17 protein-coding genes and 1 tRNA gene are annotated in these 18,280 nt (G+C 63.0%); 8 read left to right on the top strand and 10 right to left on the bottom strand.

Translation table 11 applies throughout. The features are described from left to right. Together P8Y39_03145 and P8Y39_03140 are read right to left on the bottom strand one after the other, a co-directional pair. The coding region (locus tag P8Y39_03145) for a sigma-54 dependent transcriptional regulator (GenBank protein MEJ2191332.1) at nucleotides 1–887 on the bottom strand (887 nt) is incomplete at its 3' end. Beyond that, nucleotides 884–1,045: an ATP-binding protein gene (locus P8Y39_03140; protein ID MEJ2191331.1), complete on the bottom strand. Its 162-nt coding sequence runs from the start codon at nucleotides 1,043–1,045 to the stop codon at nucleotides 884–886. The genes P8Y39_03140 and P8Y39_03145, both read right to left, overlap by 4 nt. Before the next feature lie 341 nt (nucleotides 1,046–1,386). Between P8Y39_03140 and P8Y39_03135 the strand changes: the two genes are divergently transcribed. The 7 genes from P8Y39_03135 (at nucleotide 1,387) to cydB (ending at nucleotide 7,482) form a co-directional block, all read left to right on the top strand. Then, nucleotides 1,387–1,863 carry a hypothetical protein gene (locus tag P8Y39_03135; protein ID MEJ2191330.1) on the top strand — a complete coding sequence of 159 codons (477 nt, stop codon included), beginning with the start codon at nucleotides 1,387–1,389 and terminating at the stop codon, nucleotides 1,861–1,863. A 19-nt stretch (nucleotides 1,864–1,882) separates the two neighbouring features. Beyond that, nucleotides 1,883–2,116 (top strand): hypothetical protein, encoded by a 234-nt coding sequence (locus P8Y39_03130; GenBank protein MEJ2191329.1) that lies wholly within the window; start codon nucleotides 1,883–1,885, stop codon nucleotides 2,114–2,116. Between the two features lie 322 nt (nucleotides 2,117–2,438). Next, nucleotides 2,439–3,488 carry a sulfite exporter TauE/SafE family protein gene (locus P8Y39_03125; GenBank protein ID MEJ2191328.1) on the top strand — a complete coding sequence of 350 codons (1,050 nt, stop codon included), beginning with the start codon at nucleotides 2,439–2,441 and terminating at the stop codon, nucleotides 3,486–3,488. Further along, complete coding sequence (locus P8Y39_03120) at nucleotides 3,481–4,347, top strand: universal stress protein (protein ID MEJ2191327.1); 867 nt, start codon at nucleotides 3,481–3,483, stop codon at nucleotides 4,345–4,347. Before P8Y39_03125 ends, P8Y39_03120 begins: the two co-directional genes overlap by 8 nt. A gap of 242 nt (nucleotides 4,348–4,589) precedes the next feature. Then, nucleotides 4,590–4,985, top strand: coding sequence for an Rrf2 family transcriptional regulator (locus P8Y39_03115; protein ID MEJ2191326.1), 396 nt, complete (start codon nucleotides 4,590–4,592; stop codon nucleotides 4,983–4,985). A gap of 117 nt (nucleotides 4,986–5,102) precedes the next feature. After that, the gene (locus P8Y39_03110) at nucleotides 5,103–6,452 is read left to right on the top strand and encodes a cytochrome ubiquinol oxidase subunit I (protein MEJ2191325.1); all 1,350 of its coding nucleotides are present in this window, start codon (nucleotides 5,103–5,105) and stop codon (nucleotides 6,450–6,452) included. Between the two features lies 1 nt (nucleotide 6,453). Then, the gene (gene cydB, locus P8Y39_03105; GenBank protein ID MEJ2191324.1) at nucleotides 6,454–7,482 is read left to right on the top strand and encodes a cytochrome d ubiquinol oxidase subunit II; all 1,029 of its coding nucleotides are present in this window, start codon (nucleotides 6,454–6,456) and stop codon (nucleotides 7,480–7,482) included. A gap of 142 nt (nucleotides 7,483–7,624) precedes the next feature. On the opposite strand, the gene P8Y39_03100 is transcribed toward cydB, so the two are convergent. From P8Y39_03100 to P8Y39_03075, 6 genes are all read right to left on the bottom strand, one after another. Beyond that, a complete protein-coding gene (locus tag P8Y39_03100) occupies nucleotides 7,625–9,217 on the bottom strand; it encodes a DHA2 family efflux MFS transporter permease subunit (protein MEJ2191323.1) in 1,593 nt (530 codons plus the stop codon). Nucleotides 9,218–9,252: 35 nt separating this feature from the next. After that, nucleotides 9,253–10,347 carry an HlyD family secretion protein gene (locus P8Y39_03095; protein ID MEJ2191322.1) on the bottom strand — a complete coding sequence of 365 codons (1,095 nt, stop codon included), beginning with the start codon at nucleotides 10,345–10,347 and terminating at the stop codon, nucleotides 9,253–9,255. Between the two features lie 3 nt (nucleotides 10,348–10,350). After that, nucleotides 10,351–10,950, bottom strand: coding sequence for a TetR/AcrR family transcriptional regulator (locus P8Y39_03090; protein MEJ2191321.1), 600 nt, complete (start codon nucleotides 10,948–10,950; stop codon nucleotides 10,351–10,353). Between the two features lie 332 nt (nucleotides 10,951–11,282). Next, a tRNA-Asn gene (locus P8Y39_03085) sits at nucleotides 11,283–11,358 on the bottom strand. 120 nt (nucleotides 11,359–11,478) lie between these two features. Continuing rightward, nucleotides 11,479–13,557, bottom strand: coding sequence for a glycine--tRNA ligase subunit beta (glyS, locus tag P8Y39_03080; GenBank protein ID MEJ2191320.1), 2,079 nt, complete (start codon nucleotides 13,555–13,557; stop codon nucleotides 11,479–11,481). Continuing rightward, complete coding sequence (locus P8Y39_03075) at nucleotides 13,547–14,428, bottom strand: glycine--tRNA ligase subunit alpha (protein MEJ2191319.1); 882 nt, start codon at nucleotides 14,426–14,428, stop codon at nucleotides 13,547–13,549. The genes glyS and P8Y39_03075 overlap by 11 nt, the downstream gene beginning before the upstream one ends. 139 nt (nucleotides 14,429–14,567) lie before the next feature. Here P8Y39_03075 and P8Y39_03070 point away from each other — a divergent pair, with 139 nt between their 5' ends. After that, nucleotides 14,568–14,849 carry a hypothetical protein gene (locus tag P8Y39_03070; GenBank protein MEJ2191318.1) on the top strand — a complete coding sequence of 94 codons (282 nt, stop codon included), beginning with the start codon at nucleotides 14,568–14,570 and terminating at the stop codon, nucleotides 14,847–14,849. Nucleotides 14,850–15,017: 168 nt separating this feature from the next. On the opposite strand, the gene P8Y39_03065 is transcribed toward P8Y39_03070, so the two are convergent. Both P8Y39_03065 and P8Y39_03060 read right to left on the bottom strand, forming a co-directional pair. After that, a complete protein-coding gene (locus tag P8Y39_03065; GenBank protein ID MEJ2191317.1) occupies nucleotides 15,018–16,601 on the bottom strand; it encodes a DUF1957 domain-containing protein in 1,584 nt (527 codons plus the stop codon). Then, the gene (locus P8Y39_03060; protein MEJ2191316.1) at nucleotides 16,594–18,270 is read right to left on the bottom strand and encodes a glycosyltransferase; all 1,677 of its coding nucleotides are present in this window, start codon (nucleotides 18,268–18,270) and stop codon (nucleotides 16,594–16,596) included. Before P8Y39_03060 ends, P8Y39_03065 begins: the two co-directional genes overlap by 8 nt. Nucleotides 18,271–18,280: the final 10 nt, after the last annotated feature.

Below are 18,280 nucleotides of genomic sequence, written 5' to 3'. Positions count from 1 at the left end.
ATGCTCTCCTGGATGTCGCGGTTCGTGGCGGCTATGACGCGCACGTCCACCGCAACGGGCTCCGTGCTGCCCAGGCGCAGGAGCTCCTTTTCCTGCAGGACCCGCAGAAGCTTGACCTGCATGGCCGGGGACATCTCCGTTATCTCATCCAGGAAAAGAGTCCCCCTGGAGGCCGCCTCGATGAGGCCCTTCTTCTGCGCGGTGGCGCCGGTGAAGGCCCCCTTCTCGTGGCCGAAAAGCTCGTTGGAGAGCAGTTCTTCGTTCAAGGCCCCGCAGTTTATGGCGAAAAACGGCCCCTCGGCCCGCTGGCTCATGAAATGGATGTACCGGGCAAAAAGCTCCTTGCCGGTGCCCGACTCCCCGGTGACGAGGACGCTGCACTCCGTGGGGGCTATCTGGCGGGCCGTCTCCAGAAGGCCCTGGATAACCGGGTTCTGGCTGATTATCTTCACCCGGCCCTCGAAGCGCTCGATGTGCTCCCTCAACTGGGCGTTTTCCTTGCGCTGCCGCACCCTCTGCAGGGCGCCCCGCACCACCCTGCACAGGTCGTCGAGCTCGAAGGGCTTGGCGACGAAGTCGTAGGCGCCCTTTTTCATGGTCTCCACGGCCGAGGCGATGGAGGGGTACGCCGTTACCACGACGACCTCCGAGTCCGGGTGCAGCCGCTTGCTCTTCTGAAGCACGTCCACCCCGTCGACCCTCTCCATCCTGAGGTCCGTCAAAACGACGTCGAACTCCTGCTCCTCCAGAAGCTTCAGCGCGTTGGGGCTGCTCAGGGTGCCCGTGACGTCATAGCCCTCCTTCTTCATGACGTGCTCCAGGTTCCTCAGGGCCGTCTTCTCGTCCTCGACGACAAGGATTTTTCCCGTGCGTGCGTTCCGGTTCATTTCGTCTCCGTCTCCTTGGCGGGCGGGATTACGGTAAAGGTGGCCCCATGCCCCGTCCGGCTGTCCACGCCAATGGTTCCTCCGTGCTCCTGCACTATGTCATGGACGATGAAGAGGCCCAAGTCGTATCCATTCTTTTCCTTCTTGCTGCTCTTCATGGAACTACTCTACAGGAATCCATTTCATTTTGCAACAGTTTCATTCTTTCATGCAACGTCCCCTGAAGCCGGTAATTCCGGACAACCGCGTGGGGACGTTGCATTTTGCATCTTTTGGCAGCTCAGGCACATCCGGGTTATCTTCGATTTTTCAAGGTGTTTGCATTTTCCGCCCCCTGGCATAGCTATTGCACTTTGCAATGCATAGGTAATATCCCAGATGAGGTCGGTGATGAGACTGCCCAGGAGACTCGAGAGCGTTTTCGCGGCCGTCGCGTTCGCAGAGGCGGGAGTGCACGAGGAGAGCCGCCGGGGCGCTGCCTCCCGGGCGTAAGGGGCTAATGGACGATTTTCGCAAGAAATTCGAGGACGTGATGTCGGCGGCCTCCTTCGCCGAAGCCGACGACCTGGAGGCCGCCCGCAAGATGGTGCGGGGGGAGAAGAAGGTCTTGCTCGTTCTCACCGGGAAGGAAACGGAGGCCTCCTCTTTCCAGTATGCCCTGAACGTGGCCAAGAGGACCGGGGCCGGCCTCGAGGTCCTGGTCACCTCCGGGGTCGAAGAACTCCGGGAGGCTGTCCGTGGTTACGAGGAAAAGGCCCGGCAGGAGGAGGTGGCCTTCACGGTCGTCAAGAAACTGGGCTGCGCCAAGGAGGCCATCATCGGACACGCCACGAGGCGAAGCGACATATTGTTCGTCGTGGTGGAGTCCACCGCCGCACTGGAGGTGGACTGCATCAAGGAAAACAGAAAGCTCAAAGGGTCTCTGCGCAAGATACCCTGTCCCCTGGTGCTCGTCTCGGAGCCCCAGAACCCCTAAGAAAGGAGGCAAGACACACATGGCGCACGCAAAGAGGAAGCCGTACCTGAAAGCCGCTGTCTTCGGCATCATCTCCATTACGTCATACGCCGTTTTCTTCAGCAACAGGGAAGCCGTGATGGAGTACTTTACCCATGGCGGGGTGCACGCGGCCTTGCCGGTAACCACCGCGTTTTTCTTCTCGTTCATCCACGGGGCCTTTGCAAGCAACGTCCTTGACGTGCTGGGCATAAAGGCCAAGCGCAAGAAATAGGCCCTGCGACAGGGAATAAAGGAGGAATTGAATTCAAATGAAAAAGGTTGCGTCTTTATTGCTGGCCATGCTCGTTGTCCTCGCGCTCTCCGGGGCGGCTTTTGCCGGTGGGGGCGGACCGCCGGAGGGCGTGAAAGTCGGCGTCTTCTCCGCGGTTGACGAGGCCACCGGCACCGCCACCTTTATCCCTTCGGGCAAGGAGATGGGCATCACTCTGGGCCTTGCCGAGGGCGTGGCGGCGGAGGACATCCCCCTGCACAAGAAAGTCATGGTGAGCGTCGACAGACACGGCGAGCGGGAAATCGTCAGGGACGTCGACATCATGTTCATAGGGATGACCCTCAAGAAGATTCTCTCCCTTCTTCTGATAGGGTTTATCGGCGGTCTTCTCAGCGGCTTCATAGGCTCCGGCGGGGCCTTCGTGCTCACCCCCAGCATGATGTCCCTGGGCGCCCCGGGCGCGGTGGCCGTGGCCAGCAACATGTGCCACAAATTTCCCAAGGCCATGGTGGGGGCCTACAAGCGTTTCAAGTACGGACAGGTCGACCTGAAGCTCGGCGTCATCATGGCCTTCTCGGCCATAGCCGGCGTCCAGATAGGCATCAGGGTGCAGAAATTCATCCTCAACACCTGGGGCAACGCCGGCTCCAACCTCTACGTCAGCCTGGTCTTCGTTGCCGTCCTGGTCATCGTGGGGGCATACGTCTTCCTCGACGCCTGGAAGCTCTCCAAGGGCGGGCAGGAGACAAAGACCGCCAAACTGGCGCTGTGGCTTCAGAAGGTGAAAATCCCCCCCATGATCGACTTCAAGACGGCGGGGGTCAGGATGTCCGTCTGGGTGACCGTGCCCATCGGGCTTGCCACCGGCATGCTGGCGGCCACCATCGCCGTGGGCGGGTTCATCGGGGTGCCCGGCATGATCTACGTCGTCGGCGCTTCGGCCATCGTGGCCAGCGCCACGGAGCTCGTGGTGGCCTTCATCATGGGCCTGTGGGGCTCCATCCAGTGGGGCTTGAGCGGGCTCATCGACATACGGCTCACCCTGCTCATCCTGGCCGGCTCCCTCTTCGGCGTGCAACTGGGAGCGCTGGGCACCACCTATGTCAAGGACTACGTGGTCAAGATCGTCATGGGAGCGGTGATGCTCATTGTGGCCGTCAGCCGCGGCGCCGAGGTGCCCGTGTACCTCTCGGACCTCGGCCTGATGTCGGTTGCCCCCGGCACAGCCCATGCGCTTGAAGCCGTCAGCTTCTGGGCCCTGGTGGTCGCCCTGGCCACGGCGGGCCTCATCATAACCGGCGCCATGGCCAAGGGGATGATCCATTCCAGGGCCGAGGAGAGGGCCGTCAAAGAGGCTGCCATCCATGGGTAGGTACCGGCGGGTCCTGGTGGCCTTCGACGGCTCGCGCTCAAGCAGAAACGCCCTCAAACAGGCCATCGTCCTGGCCCGCGCCGAGAAGAGCTGGGTCAAGGTGGCCACGGTCATGCCCTCCTACGAGGGGGACCTCGAGCTGGTCGGCGTCAGCAACATCGGCGACGTCCTTCGAGGCCCGGCCGAGCGGCTCATCGGCGAGGCCCAGGCGCTGGCGGACGCCGAGGAGTACCCCATACTAACCAACGTGCAGCGGGGGGAGCCCTACGAGCGCATCCTCGACGTGGCCAAGGAGGAAAACTGCGACCTCATCGTCATGGGCCGCCGGGGGATGCACAGGATAGAGCGCATGCTCATGGGAAGTGTGACGGCCAGGGTCGTCGCCCACGCTCCCGTGGACGTCCTGGCCATCCCCCGGGACGCCGCCCTCGGCTGGCAGAGAATTCTCGTTGCCACCGACGGGTCCCTCCACAGCCAGGCGGCCCTGGAGCACGCCGTGGACTTCGGCCTCTCCCATGGGAGCGCTCTTACGGTGCTGTCCGCCGCCGTCATGAACGACGAGCTCCATGCCCAGGCCCCCGACCTGGCGGAAAAGCTCATCGAGAAGGCAAGGAGTGCCGCCGAGGCGGCTTCCCGCAAGGCCGGGGAGGCGGGCCTTCGGGCCGAGGCCCTGGTCAAGGAGGGCGACGCCCATCAGTGCATCATCGAGGCGGCCGGCGAGAAGAAGGCCGATGTCATCTTCATGGGCTCCCACGGACGTTCCGGTGTGAAGAAGCTCCTCATGGGCAGCGTCACGGAGAAGGTCATCGGGCTTTCCGGCATCCCCGTGCTGGTGACCAGGCTTTCAGGGCAAGCCTGACCCCTATCACGTGAACGGCCCCTTCTTCTGAAGAAGGGGCCGTTCTTTTTCTCGCCGGCCCCCTCGAGCCCGAATTTTTCCCTTGACAATCTTTTTCGCCCTCGCTATAAATAGGACATAAGTTATCCTGATTGCTGTGGCACCAAAATGAAGGATTTGCACCGAATTTCTTCCGAAAACCGCCGGGATGGCGGGCCGCCCATGCGCCGAGGCCCTTTTGCGGCGAAGACACCCAGGTCCTGATGCTCATCACCAGGGAAGCGGATTACGCCGTGCGATGCGTTCTCTATCTGGCCGGAAACACCGAGCGCTCCTCAAGTGCCGGCGAAATCGCCCGGGCCATGTCCGTGCCGAAGACGTTTCTCGCCAAGATACTGCAGAGGCTCCATCTCGCCCACCTCGTGGCCTCCGTCCGGGGCGCGGGCGGAGGCTACCGCCTTGCCCGGAGACCCGAGGACGTCACGCTCCTTGACGTGGTCTCGGCCATCCAGGGCCCCGTGGCCATCAACCTCTGTGCCGTGGAAGGGGAAAAGTGCGGCCTGAGCAGCACCTGCACGGTGCATCCCGTGTGGACAAGGCTCAGGGGCGAGGTCGAGAACGAGCTGCGCAAGGTGACCATGAAGGATCTGGCATCCTGAAAAAATTTTGCGCCGAAGCAGGACCGTTTTTGTCCTGTTTGTTGACAAGTCGCGGAAATCGGTGAAAAATGGGGGCAGAACCCGCTCAGGGTCAAACCCCCGCTGGAGGTGAGGGTAATGGATGCAGTGAGTTTAAGCAGGCTTCAGTTCGCGCTTACGACCGGCTTTCACTTCATTTTTGTCCCCTTGACCCTGGGGCTCTCCATCCTCGTCGCCTACATGGAGACCCGCTACGTGCGCTCGGGCGACGAGATGTACCTGAGGATGACGAAGTTCTGGGGAAAACTCTTCCTCATCAATTTCGCCCTGGGCATCGTAACCGGCATCACCCTGGAGTTTCAGTTCGGGATGAACTGGGCCGAGTACTCCCGGTACGTCGGCGATATCTTCGGCGCCCCCCTGGCCATCGAGGCCACCGTGGCTTTCTTTCTGGAGTCCACCTTCATAGGCCTCTGGATATTCGGCTGGAACAGGGTCTCCAAGCGGGTCCATGCGCTTTCCATCTGGCTGGTGGCCATCGCGACGAACCTCTCGGCGCTCTGGATTCTGCTTGCAAACGGCTGGATGCAGAAGCCGGTGGGCTATGCCCTGCGGGGCGGCAGGGCGGAGATGGTGGATTTCATGGCCATGGCCACCAACGAGTACGGCTGGCTCAAGTTCGGCCATACCCTGATGGCGGGCTACGTGGTGGCGGCGTTCTTCGTGATGGGTGTCTCGGCGTGGCATCTCCTGAGAAAAAGCAACACTCGCTTCTTCACGGCCTCTTTCAGGACGGCCGCCGCTTTCGGGCTGGCCAGCGCCCTGCTTGTATTCGTCATCGGCGACTTCCACGGCTCAAGCGTCGCCCGCTCACAGCCCACCAAGCTCGCGGCCATGGAATCCGTGTGGAACACGACCAGGGGGGCGCCCTTCAGCCTTATCGTCGTCCCCGACCCGGGCAAGGAACGCAACGCCGTGGAGGCGCTCAAGATACCCAAGCTCGTGAGCTTTCTAGCCTATCGGGACCCCAACGCGAAGGTCCTCGGGCTCAAGGCGTTTCCTCCAGCGGACCGCCCTCCCGTTCTGCCGGTCTTTCTGAGCTTCAGGGGCATGCTCGGGCTGGGGCTGCTGTTCATCGCCCTTACCCTTTTTGCGTTCATCTACTCCCGGCGGGAGGGGCTTGAGTCCAGGCGAACCCTTCTCAGGGTGATGCTCTACGCCTTGCCCCTTCCCTACCTGGCATCAGAGCTGGGCTGGATAGTGGCCGAGATGGGCAGGCAGCCCTGGGTCGTCTACGGGCTTTTGAGGACCTCCGACGGCGTGTCGGCCTCGGTGGCGTCCTCGCAGGTGGCTTTCTCCCTCGCGGGCTTTACTCTGGTATACGGCCTCCTCGGCGCGCTGGACGTCTCTCTGCTGGCCAAGTACGCCCGGAAGGGACCCGAGGGCGGCACCGAGGGCTTCGCCCCACAGACAACTCAGGAGGCATAAGATGGAATTTCAGATCATATGGTTCATCCTCTGGGGCGTTCTCTGGGCCGCGTACTTTGCCCTGGACGGCTACGACTTCGGCGCCGGAATGCTTCAGCGCTTCGTCGCACGAAACGATGCCGAGCGCCGCGTGGTCATCAACAGCATCGGCTCGTTCTGGGACGGAAACGAAGTCTGGCTCGTCACCGCAGGGGGAGCGACCTTCGCGGCATTTCCCACGACCTATGCCCTCATGTTCAGTTACCTGTACTCCGCGCTCTTTCTCATTCTCCTGGCCCTCATCTTCCGGGGCGTCGCCTTCGAGTTCCGGGGCAAGGCCGAAAGCGCAGGCTGGCGCAGGGGATGGGACGCGGCGATATTCCTTGGAAGCTTTCTTCCGGCGCTCCTTTTCGGCGTGGCCTTCGGCAACATCTTTCGGGGCCTGCCCATGGATGCCGAGGGCTACCACGGCACCCTCCTGACTCTCCTGAACCCTTACGGGCTTTTGACGGGTGCCCTTTTCCTCGCCCTTTTCGTCGAGCACGGCGCCCTCTGGCTGTCGGTGAAGACCGCCGGCCCCGTCAGTGAGCGGGCCCAAAAGGTAGCGGCAAAGGGATGGTACGTGCTTCTCGGCGTGGCCGTAGTCTTTCTCGGCGCAACGGCGTTTGCCACCGACCTCTACGCAAACTACCTGGCCGGCCCCGCCTGGTTCGTCGTTCCCCTGGTGGCCGTCCTCTCGCTTCTTGCCATAAAGGTCTTCACATCGATGGGGCGCCATCTGGCCGCCTTCTTCGCCTCCGGTGCGACGATTCTGGCCGTGGTCTTCACCGGGCTTGTGGGCCTTTACCCGAACCTCATCCCTTCAAGCATCGACCCGGCCTACAGCCTTACGGCCTTCAACTCCTCGTCCAGCGGCTATACCCTCAAGGTCATGACGGTGGTGGCTGTCATCTTCGTGCCCATCGTGGTCGCCTATCAGATATGGATGTACAGGATATTCCGTCGGAAGGTGAGCGCCGAGGACGTCTTGAAGGACACGGAGGCATACTGAGGGGCGCGTCCCCATTCCCGGGAGGGCCGTCCCCCTCGGTCCTCCCGGCCCCGTTGAAAAATGAAGCCCGAGGCCGCGGTCCGCTAAACACCCGCATAAGCCCCGGGGGCCCTTTCGAGACAGCCCGCGTAAGGTACGCCGCCTAATGCCCCCCCGGGGGCGCACCCCGTCCGACCGGCGGGCGGCGCATCAGCGGCACGAGAACAAGCGTGCACAGCATCATGACCGATATCAGCAGAAAGGCGTCGTTGAAGGCGAGGGTCGAGGCCTGCTTGACGAGCTCTCCGTACATGACGTGGCCCGCCGCTCCGGGGTCCAGGCCCTTTGCGGCAAGTCCTGCCGCTATCTTGTCGTGTGCAATCCGGTAAGGCACATCAAAGGGACTGAGGTTGTCCCCGAGCCTGCTCTGATGAAGCTGGGTCCTTCGGGCGACCATCGTGGAGGTGAACGCTATGCCGACGCTCCCGCCCATGTTCCTCAGCAGGTTATACAGCGAGGTGGCCTCGCCCATGTTCTCCTTGGGCACCGGCGAGAGCGTGGTCGTGGTAAGCGGGATGAACGTCAGGCCCATCCCCAGCCCCAGGGTCATGCGCGGCCAGACGAAGCTCCAGAAGTCCGTCTGGAGGTTGAACTGGGACATCATGAAGGTGGTATACGAGCAGAGTATTATCCCTGCCGCGAGCACCCGCTTGGGGCTCGTCCTCTGTATGAGCACCCCGGCCAGGGGCATGGCCATGAGCGTGACGACGCCCCCCGGCCCCAGCACCAGCCCCGCGTAGAACGACGTGTAGCCCATCAACGTCTGCAGGAATATCGGCAGGAGCACGATGCTTCCGAACAGGTTGAAGAAGACGAAAAACATGATAAGGTTGCCGCTCAGGAAGGTCCTTCTCTTGAAGAGCCTGAGGTTGATTATGGGGTGCTCCACGTAAAGCTCGTTTATCACCAGGAACGTAATCGCCACGAACGAGACGATGCTCAGGGCCACGATGAGCGAAGAGCCGAACCAGTCTTCGTTCTGCCCCTTGTCCAGCACGTACTGCAGCGAGCCCAGCCCTATGGCCAGCAGCAGAAGCCCCACGTAGTCTATCTTCATCCTCTGCCGCTTCATGTACGGCGGGTCCTTTATGACGATGCCGTTCATGACAATCGAGAGGATGCCGATAGGGATGTTTACATAGAATATCCATCGCCAGCTCCAGTTGTCCGTTATCCAGCCTCCGAGCAAGGGCCCGGCTATGGGGCCGAACATCGCCCCCATCCCGAAAAGCGCCATGGCTGTTCCGTGCTGCTTTTTGGGGAAGGCCTCAAGCAGTATGGACTGGCTTACCGGCACCAGCCCGCCGCCTCCCAGGCCCTGCAAGACGCGGAAGAATATCAGGCTCTGGAGGCTCCAGGCCGACCCGCACATGAAGGAGCCCAGCGTGAATATGCCGATGGAGCCCAGCTGGTAGCGCTTCCGGCCCAAAAGGCGGCTCAACCAGCCCGACATGGGTATGACCATGGCGTTGGAGACCAGATAGGCGGTTATCGTCCAGGTGGCCTCGTCTATGCCCGCCGAAAGGGCGCCTCGGATGTGGTCGAGAGAGACGTTGACGACGGAGGTGTCTATTATCTCGATGAGCGTCGGGAGCATGACCGTCAGGGCCACTATCCACTTGCTGAAAGAGGATACCCCCTCGTCCTCGGGCCCACCGGGCCGGGCCGCCCCCGTTTCCGTCTGTCCGTCAGCCATCGTCCGTCCTCATTGCGGATATCCCGGGGTCCACCCTATCGCACGTTGACCACCGGCACTACCGACATGCCGACGCGGGGCGTATGCTCGCGGAACGCACCCTTCTCCGGCATTATCTTCACGGGGATGCGCTGCACGACCTTCACGTAATTGCCCGTGGCGTTCTCGGGGGGAAAGACGGAGAAGGCGGACCCGGAGCCCGCCATGATGCTCTGCACGGTGCCTTTGAACTGGACGTCCGGCCAGGCGTCCACCTCGAACACCACGGACTGCCCCGGCTTCATCTTGCCCACCTGGGTCTCCTTGTAATTGGCGGTTATCCAGACGTTGTCCAGGTCCACCACCGCCATCAGAGGCTGGCCCGCGCTGACCCGGTTGCCCTTCTCTACCCCGCTTCGGGTTACGTAGCCCGAGGCGGGGGCGGTTATGGTCGTATAGCTCAGCGAAAGGCGGGCGGCCGCCAGCGCCACGGCCTGCTCCGCAATCTTGGAGTGTTGCGATTCGACCTCCGAGGCGGCCTGCGCGACCACGGCACGCTTGGCGTCCAGGGCTGCTCCGGCCTGGCGCAGCCTCTCCGAAGCCGCCGTAACGTCCGCGCGCGCGACGTCGCACGCCGTCACGGCGCTGTCATACCTTTCCCTCGGCAGAACCTCCTCCTTCAACAGCGCTTCCGCCCTCCGCAGGTCCTGCTCCGCCTTCCGAAGGGTTGCCTGTTTCAGCTCCCGATCGGCGCGTGCCGCCTCCTTCGCGCCCTCGGCCTCCTTGAGGGTCAGGCGTGCGACCTGCACCTTGGCCTGGAGTTCCTTGAGCTTGGCCCTGGAGGACCTGAGCGCGGCTTCCGCCTGCTGGACGCCCAATGCATAGTCCCTTGGGTCAAGCTCCACAAGGACATCGCCCTCTTTGACGCGCTGGTTGTCGTCGACCGGGACGGACTCGACGGTACCGCTGACCCTGGAGGTGATGGTATAGACGTCGCCGTCTATGAAAGCGTCATCGGTCGAGATGTGATATGCCTTGTAATGCAAATAGCCCAGGAGGGCTATGCCCCCGGCCAGGAAGGCCAGGGCCGCCACGGCCAGGGCGGCGCGCTTCTTCCTGTGGTTATTGCCCGGTAGTTTCTGCTCTTCCATGTCTCATCGCCTCTCGTTTCTAAGGGTGCCGTGTACGAAGATATCGACGTATTCCTTTATGAGCCTTTCCTGGTTCAGCCGCCCGAGACTCCGGGGCGGTAGGAACTTGAGCGTCTGAAAATGGGCGAAGAACATCCCGAGAAATGCGCGCGCCCCAAGGTACGGGTCGAACTCCCCGAGTGCGCCCTTTCGCTGCAGGCCCCTGAAATACCGGGTTATCGTGTCGTAGACCTCCTGCATGAACCTCCGGTGTATCTCGCGCACCTTCTCGGGATACAGATGCACCTCGCTGTGCAATATGCGCACAAGGTCTGCGCGTTCCACGAGGCGGTCGAGAAAGCTCCGCGCGATGAGAGCCAGCGCGTCCCGATACGGGAGCTCCTCGGCCCGCGGCATGAGCTCCTTCAGGGCGGGAAGGACCGACGACTCCTTCAGCACGCTGTCGAAAAGGCCTTCCTTGGTCTGGAAATGCCTGAACAGCGTGAGTTCGGCCACCCCGGCCTGTCGCGCTATCTCGCGGGTCGTCGCCCCCAGATACCCGTTTCGCGAAAATACCTTGAGCGCCGCTTCCAGTATCCTGTCCCGTGCCGGCCTGCGCTTCACGAAAAGCTCCTTCCTTAATATGTTAGTGCTTGCTTACATTAGCATCTTCCCCCCGTCCCCTGTCAAGCGAGGGATGCCTTCGACCCTTATTCGGGGTTCCCTGGGAAGGGTTCGGGGGATAACGACCAGAGGACCGAGCAGCAGAGAGGGCCGCCGCTTCCATAGCGGCCGGAGGCATCCCGGCAGGCGACATCGAAGGCGCCGGGGTTACTTTGGCAGGCGTCTGCGCGCAAAGAAAGGAAGAGCCGAAAGGAATTTATATATTCAAAGGCGTACGGTCGAGGTCCGGTACGGTTTGCCCAATCGGGCCCCGGTTCGTACGCCGGATAATCTGGCTCCTGGGGAGGGACTCGAACCCCCGACCAAGTGGTTAACAGCCACCCGCTCTGCCGACTGAGCTACCCAGGAACAAACATCCCGGCACCCCTGGCTCTGGCGCCGGTACAACGTATAATTATATATCAGCCCTTCCGCCGTTTTCAAAGGGGCCCACGCCCGTATTTTCAGCTACGGACCCCATATTCGGCCTCAGGCCCTCTCTTTCAGGTGGGAGACGTCGGCTATGGTGCTGAGGAGGGTCCAGATTCCCCTCAGGAGAGCCAGACGGTTCTGCTTCAGGCTCTCGTCCTTCTCCATGACGAGCACGCGGTCAAAAAACGTATTGATGGGCGCGACAAGGCCTTCCAGGGCCCGGAGGGCGGAGCGGTAGTCGCCCCGGCCCGTGGCGGCAAGAACCAGCTCCGAAACCGTTTCCAGAGCCGCCGCGAGGGCGCGCTCCTCGTCCGCCTGAAAAAGGGCCTCCCTCACCGGCGGCAGTGCGCCGACCGGGGCGGTGATGTTCCGGACGCGCTTGGCCGCGGTGAGGAAATCGTCGAACCAGGGCTCGCTCCGGACCTCCGTAAGGGCGTGAAGCCTCCCGTAGAGGTTTCCCGGGGAGACCCGGGTGGAAAGCCCGAGGACCGACTGCACCAGGTCGTACTCGTGCCCTTTGCCCTGAAGGAGGGCCTCCATCCTCTGCTCGAAGAACCTGAGGACGTCCTCGCGCACCCGCTGGCCGTCCTCCACGTGCCCCAGGGCCTGCAGGGAAAGCTCAAGGAGGTCCTCGACGGAGACGTCAAGCCCCCTCTCCGTGAGGATGGCTATCACCCCCAGGGCCTGCCTCCTCAGGGCGAAGGGGTCCTCCGAACCGGTGGGCGTGATGCCGATGGAGAAAAAGGCGGCCACGTTATCCATCCGGTCAGCCAGACTCACACAGACTCCCACCTCCGTCCCGGGCACCCGGTCGCCCGAGAAAGCAGGCAGGTACTGCTCCCGGAGAGCCCGGGCCACCTCGTCGTCCTCGCCGTCGTGCACGGCATAATAGCTCCCCATGACGCCCTGAAGCTCGGGGAACTCGCGCACCACGCCCGTGATGAGGTCGGTCTTCGCCAACGTGGCGGCCCGTGCGGCCTGCTCCTCCTTACCCGGGAAGAGCCGCCCGGCAATCCCCCGAGCCGCGGCGGCCAGCCGCATCGTCTTCCGATGCACCGAGCCCAGGCGCTCATGGAAGGTGACCTGCTTCAGATCTTCCACCCTGCTCTGAAGGGTCCGCTTCCGGTCCTCCTCAAAGTAGAAGCGGGCGTCGTCGAACCGCGCCTTGATGACCCGCTCCGCTCCCTTCCTCACCGTATCGGCGTTCTCGGCCCGGGTGTTGCTCACCACGATGAAATGGTTGAGCAGCGAGCCCTCGGGCCCCGCCACCGGAAAGTACTTCTGGTGGCCCTCCATCACCGCGACGAGAAGCTCGTCGGGAAGCTCCAGGTACTTCCGTTCAAAGCCGGCGACGACCGGGAACGGATACTCCACGAGGCAGGCCACGATGGACAAAAGCTCCTCGTCCATGACCGGCGAGCCCTGCACGGACCGGGCAAGCTCCCCGGCCCCCTGAGCGATGCGCTCGATGCGCGCCGGCAGGTCCACCACCACACGGTTTTCCTCGAGCGTTCCCGGATAGGCGTCCGGATGGGTTATCGCAACCTCTCCCGGAGAGAGAAAGCGATGCCCCCGGGTGGTGTTTCCGCTTCTTATACCGTCTATCTCGAAAGAAACGGTGTCCTCCCCGTACAGGGCAAGAAGCCAGTGCACGGGCCTGACAAACCGCATCGTCCCCTGGCCCCAGCGCATGGACTTGGGAAAATGAAGCGAAAGGACAATCCGCTTCAAGGCCTCCGGCAAAAGCTCCCGCACCGCCCTGCCCTTCTCCTCGATGACCGCGGCCACGTACTCCCCCTTGTCCTTGTGCTTGACCACGAGGCTCGAAGGCTCCACACCCTGGGAGCGCGCGAAACCCAGGGCGGCCTTGGTGGGAGAGCCGTCCTCGGCGAAAGCGGCCCTGGCCGGCGGGCCGAAGACTTCCCGCACCCGGTCTTCCTGCCTGGGCGGGACGCCCTGCACAACGACGGCCAGCCGCCGCGGGGTGGCGTAGGAGAGCACGCCGCTCAGACCGATGCCGTATTCGGCGAAGGTCCTTTCGGCAAGCTCCTTCAGGGAGGCCAAGGCGCCCGGGAGAAAGCGCGCGGGGATTTCCTCCGAGCCTATCTCGAGGAGGACGGGCCGGTTATCGGGCATCTTTCCCCCTCAACAGTGGAAAGCCCATCTCCTCCCGCTGCCTCACGTAGGCCTCCGCGCAGAGCTTTGCCATGGTGCGGACCCGCGCGATGAAGGCGGTCCGCTCGGTGACGGATATGGCCCCCCTGGCGTCCAGGAGGTTGAAGACGTGGGAGCACTTCAGGCAGTAATCGTAGGCGGGGCCCACAAGGCCCTCCGCGTTCAGCCGGACGCACTCCCTCTCGTAGGCCACGAACCGCTCCATGAGCATCTCGGGGTCGGAGAGGTCGAAATTATACCGGGAGCCCTCCACCTCGTTCATGTGGAAGATGTCGCCGTAGGTAATATCGCCGTTCCAGCGGAGACGAAAGACGTTCTCCACGCCCTGCAGGTACATCCCGATGCGCTCCAGGCCGTAGGTAAGCTCCAGGCTTACGGGCTTCAGGTCGAATCCCCCCACCTGCTGGAAATAGGTGAACTGGGTAATCTCCATCCCGTCGAGCCAGACCTCCCAGCCCAGGCCCCAGGCCCCCAGGGTGGGGGACTCCCAATCGTCCTCCACGAACCGGATGTCGTGCTCCAGGGGGTCCACGCCCAGGGCCTTCAGGCTCTCCAGGTACAGCCCCTGGGAATCGGCCGGCGAGGGCTTGACGATAACCTGGTACTGGTAGTAGTGCTGAAGCCTGTTGGGGTTCTCCCCGTAGCGCCCGTCGGTAGGCCTCCGGGAGGGCTGCACGTAGGCGGTCCTCCAGGGCTCGGGACCGAGCACCCGGAAGAACGTGGCCGGATGGAAAGTCCCCGCCCCCACCTCCGTGTCGTAGGGCTGAAGGACCACGCACCCCCGCTCCGACCAGAAACGGTCGAGCCGGAATATCATCTCCTGAAAATCCATGGAAACTCTGATAGTAATGGAAGTTCCGGGGGGTTGTCAACGGAGCGCAACCAGGGGAGAAAGAAAACCGGCCCGTTGCCAGGGCCGCCCTCTTCCGCTATTCTTTTAAGGCCGGGAGGGCCCTGAAAGGAGAACAGCCGTGGTACTCCTCTATGTTTACATGCCCAGGGGCCAAAGCCCCTACGGATGCAAGCTCTACCTTACGCAAAAGGCCGGCCAGCCGGGCGTCTTTGAAGGCTTTCTCCTTTACGCGGAGACCTCCGGGGGTGAGCCCACGCCGGTTATCAAGAAGTTCACCGACCCAAAGGGGGAAAAGGAGCTCCTCGCGGAGGCCGAGTCCTGGATACGGCAGAACCTCTTTGAGGACTACGAGCGCACCCTGGCCCAGATGCTGGACGAAATCCCCCACGGGGTCGTTTAGGCCGCATGCATCCGTACGCCCACTAAGAGAGCTGGACGCGCCCGGGGCAAAAAGGATATACTGAATAAAAATAGCCCGCCCGTTGCGGGACTTAACCGGAGAGGGCCCTGAGGGCTCTCTCTTTTTTTGGCCGGAGGTCCCCGCCCCCTCAGCCTCGAGGGAAAGGCATCAGCGGAAAAACCGGTAGTCGACCTCGGGGAAGAGGTTGTCCATCTCCTCCAGGGCCATGAGGTACTCCTCGTTTACGGCGCTCTTTTCGATTCCCGTCGCCAGGAAGTTGAACCGGGCCACATGGTCCTTCACCCGGCGGGTCGCATACTCCGTGGACGTGCCGTTGTTGATGATAAAGGGCCAGTCGGAGCTCTGCGCCAGGAGCAGCTCCCGCATGCACTGCCGGAGGGCCCGGTCCAGAAGCGGCGAGACCCCTTCCCTGCCGTGCTTCTGCACAAGGGTTTCCAGCCGGTGGCCGCACTCATAAAGGTAGGGGTAAATCCAGTCCGTTTTCCCGTTTAGCCAGGCCTCGAAGTACCCCTTGTGCCCCCAAGTCGAGGTGCACGGCGCGCCCACCTGGTGGACGGGATGCCGCTCCAGATAGGCCGAGGGCGTGGTCAGCTCGAGGACGTTCTGGTCATAGGCGGCCTTTCGGATGAGAAAATTGAGCCACTGGGGACCTTCGAACCACCAGTGGCCGAAAAGCTCGGCGTCAAAGGGGGCCGTGACGATGGGCGCGGTCTCCATCACGGAGTCCAGGTACTGCACGTGGGACATCCTCTGGTGGAGGAAAACCCCCGCGTGCTGGGCCGCCCGCTCCCTGGCAGCCTCCGGATGGTACGGCTCCTTCCACGAGGTAGGACCGGTAACCCGGTGATACTTTATGCCGGTGTCCACCCGGATGTCCCCGGCGATATAGGGACGGATGTAGTGGAAATCCAGGTCATGCCCGATGTCCCGGTAGAACTCCCTGTAGACCGGGTCCCCCGGAAAACCCTCCCGGGCCGACCAGACCTGCTTGGTGCTGCCCCGGTCCCGGCCGAAGGCGGCCACCCCCGCGGGCGTGTACAGAGGCGCATGGACCCCGTACAGGGGGGTCGTGCTGGCCTGCTCCAGCCCGTGGGACTCCACGAAAAAATACCGGAACCCCTCTCTGGCGAGAAGGGCGTCGAGCCCCCTGAAGAACCCGCACTCCGGAAGCCATATGCCCGGGGGAGCAAAACCGAAAACGCTTTCGAAGTACTCCTTCCCCGTGACCACCTGGGCTTCCACCTGTTTGGGCTGAGAGGCGATGAGGGGCAGGAGGGCATGGGTGGCCGTGGTGGTGATGAGCTCCAGGGAGCCGTGCTCATGGAACCGCCGGAACGCCCGGGAGAGCCGCCGCCCGTAGCGGACCGCGAAAATGTCCCTGGCTTCCTCGAAGAGCACCCTGTACATGCCCGCCAGATAATGGAAATGCGGTTCATGCCGGGTCCGCTCCAGCTCCCTCGCGGTCAGCTCTATGAGCCTCTCCAGGTGGCGCTCGTACCGCTCCTGCAAAAGCTCGTCCTCAAGCATGCCCAGCAGCGAGGGAGAGACCGAGAGGGTGAGCCTGAAGGGGACGTTCTCATCCACGAGCCTGTCGAAGAACTTGATAAGGGGAATGTAGGTCTCCGTTATCGCCTCGAAGAGCCAGCGCTCCTCGAGGAAGCTCTGGTGCTCCGGATGGCGCACGAAGGGCAGATGGGCATGGAGGACCAGCGCCAGATAGCCCTTAGGCACCGGTCCGTTCCCTCTTCTCGGCCAGGACGGTTTCGTAGGAGATGTAGTGCTGCACCGCCACGTTCTCCAGCGAGGGCGCCTCCCTCCGCCTGGCAACCAGCCGGAGCATTTCTCCGCGCCTCCCCAGCGGGTTGTGCAGCAATTCCTGGATACCCCAGACTATGGAGCCCGGGTTATCGAAGGTCACCAGGCCGTTTTCTCCGTGCACGACGCACGTAATGCCTGCCTGATGCGTGGTCAGCACCGGCCTGCCCTGGGCGGTGGCCGCCTGGGCCACACCCTCGTCCTGCCACGTACGGGCGGGGATGACCACGAAGTCCGCGCCGGACAGAAGGTTCTCGAAGGTCTCCCGGTTCACGTGCCCGACGAAGCGGCACCGGTGACCAAGCCCGGCATGCCAGACCCGGCCCTCCAGCTCCGCCCTCAGAGGCCCCTCCCCGGCAAAGACGAACTGGACGGCGCCGTGGTTGCGGCAGACCGTGGGCAGTGCCTCCACCAGCAGGTCAGCCCCCGCCGCATGGGACATCTCTCCGCAGAACAGGACCATGGAGGCGTCGGGCCTCAAGCCGAACCATCGCTTCACCTCCCCGGGGTCGCGCCCGGCCTCCTGCTCCGGTCCCAGCACATCGGGGATAATCACCGTCTTCTCCGGCGGCGCGCCGTACAGGGTGACGGCCTGATGCAGCGTGGAGGAATGGGGAACGATGACGCATGACGCCCTGCCCACCGCCCTCTCCTCCCGCCGGCGGATGGACTCCGAGAGCCGGCTCATATTCCCCTGGGCACGCTCGTGCTCGGTGGAGTGCAGGGTGAGGACCATGGGCAGGCCGAGCTTGGAGGCCGCCGCGAGCCCCACGACGGAAGAGTACCAGTCGTGGCAGTGAACGAGATGAAAAGGCCTTTTCTTGTGGGCCTTCCCGAGCTTGCCCACGGTGGACAGGGACAGGGCCTGTATCCGCCGGAGCAGGGAACCTTTCTCGCCCTTCTTCTCCTTCAAGACCGGCGTGAACAGGGTCACTTCCACACCCAGTTTCCCGAGGTTGCGGGCCACATCGTCAATGAAAACGCCCACGGGGCTCCCCGGCCCGGCCTCGTGGTTGAGGCCAAGATGCACCATGGCGACCGACAGGGGCTCAAGACGGCCCGTGCGGGAAAGCTCCCGGTTCATCCGCTCATAAACGGGCGCATCGAAAACGTTCTCTACGGGAAAGACCCTGTCCAGGGCTCCGCCGCCGAAGAGGCCCGAGACCTGATAGTCCCCCGAGGGTCGGTCGCGGTCGAAAAAGGTCACGGCAGAACGGGCCAGGGCGCCGAACCCGCCGTCAGGCGCCAAGAAGCCCGCCTCGGCCAGGTAGTGCCGGGCGGGCTGGGGGACTTTGAAATAATAGTTCCCCGAGAGGCGGCCTACGTCCAGGTCGAAAAACATGTGCGCGTTGTATCCGTTGAAGATGACATCGGTCACGTCATAGACGCGGACGACGAGGCGGGCGTGCTCCAATCCACCCCCTGCGCGAAGGGCGTCGGCGGTCTCCCGGCGGACGTGCCAGTGCACCTGCCCGAGCCACGGGTGGACCATGCACAAAACGGCGTAATCACTCGTGAAGGGGAACGACACCCATCGGCCGAGCTCCCAGGCAATCTCTCTCATGCGGGTCGGAGAAAGGAGCATGGATTCCTTC

It is taken from the genome of Nitrospirota bacterium (assembly GCA_037386965.1).
Classification (GTDB): Bacteria; Nitrospirota; Thermodesulfovibrionia; order Thermodesulfovibrionales; family JdFR-86; genus JARRLN01.
The sequence above is the reverse complement of the archived record's forward strand: the minus strand, read 5'-3'. Positions and strand labels throughout refer to the sequence as shown.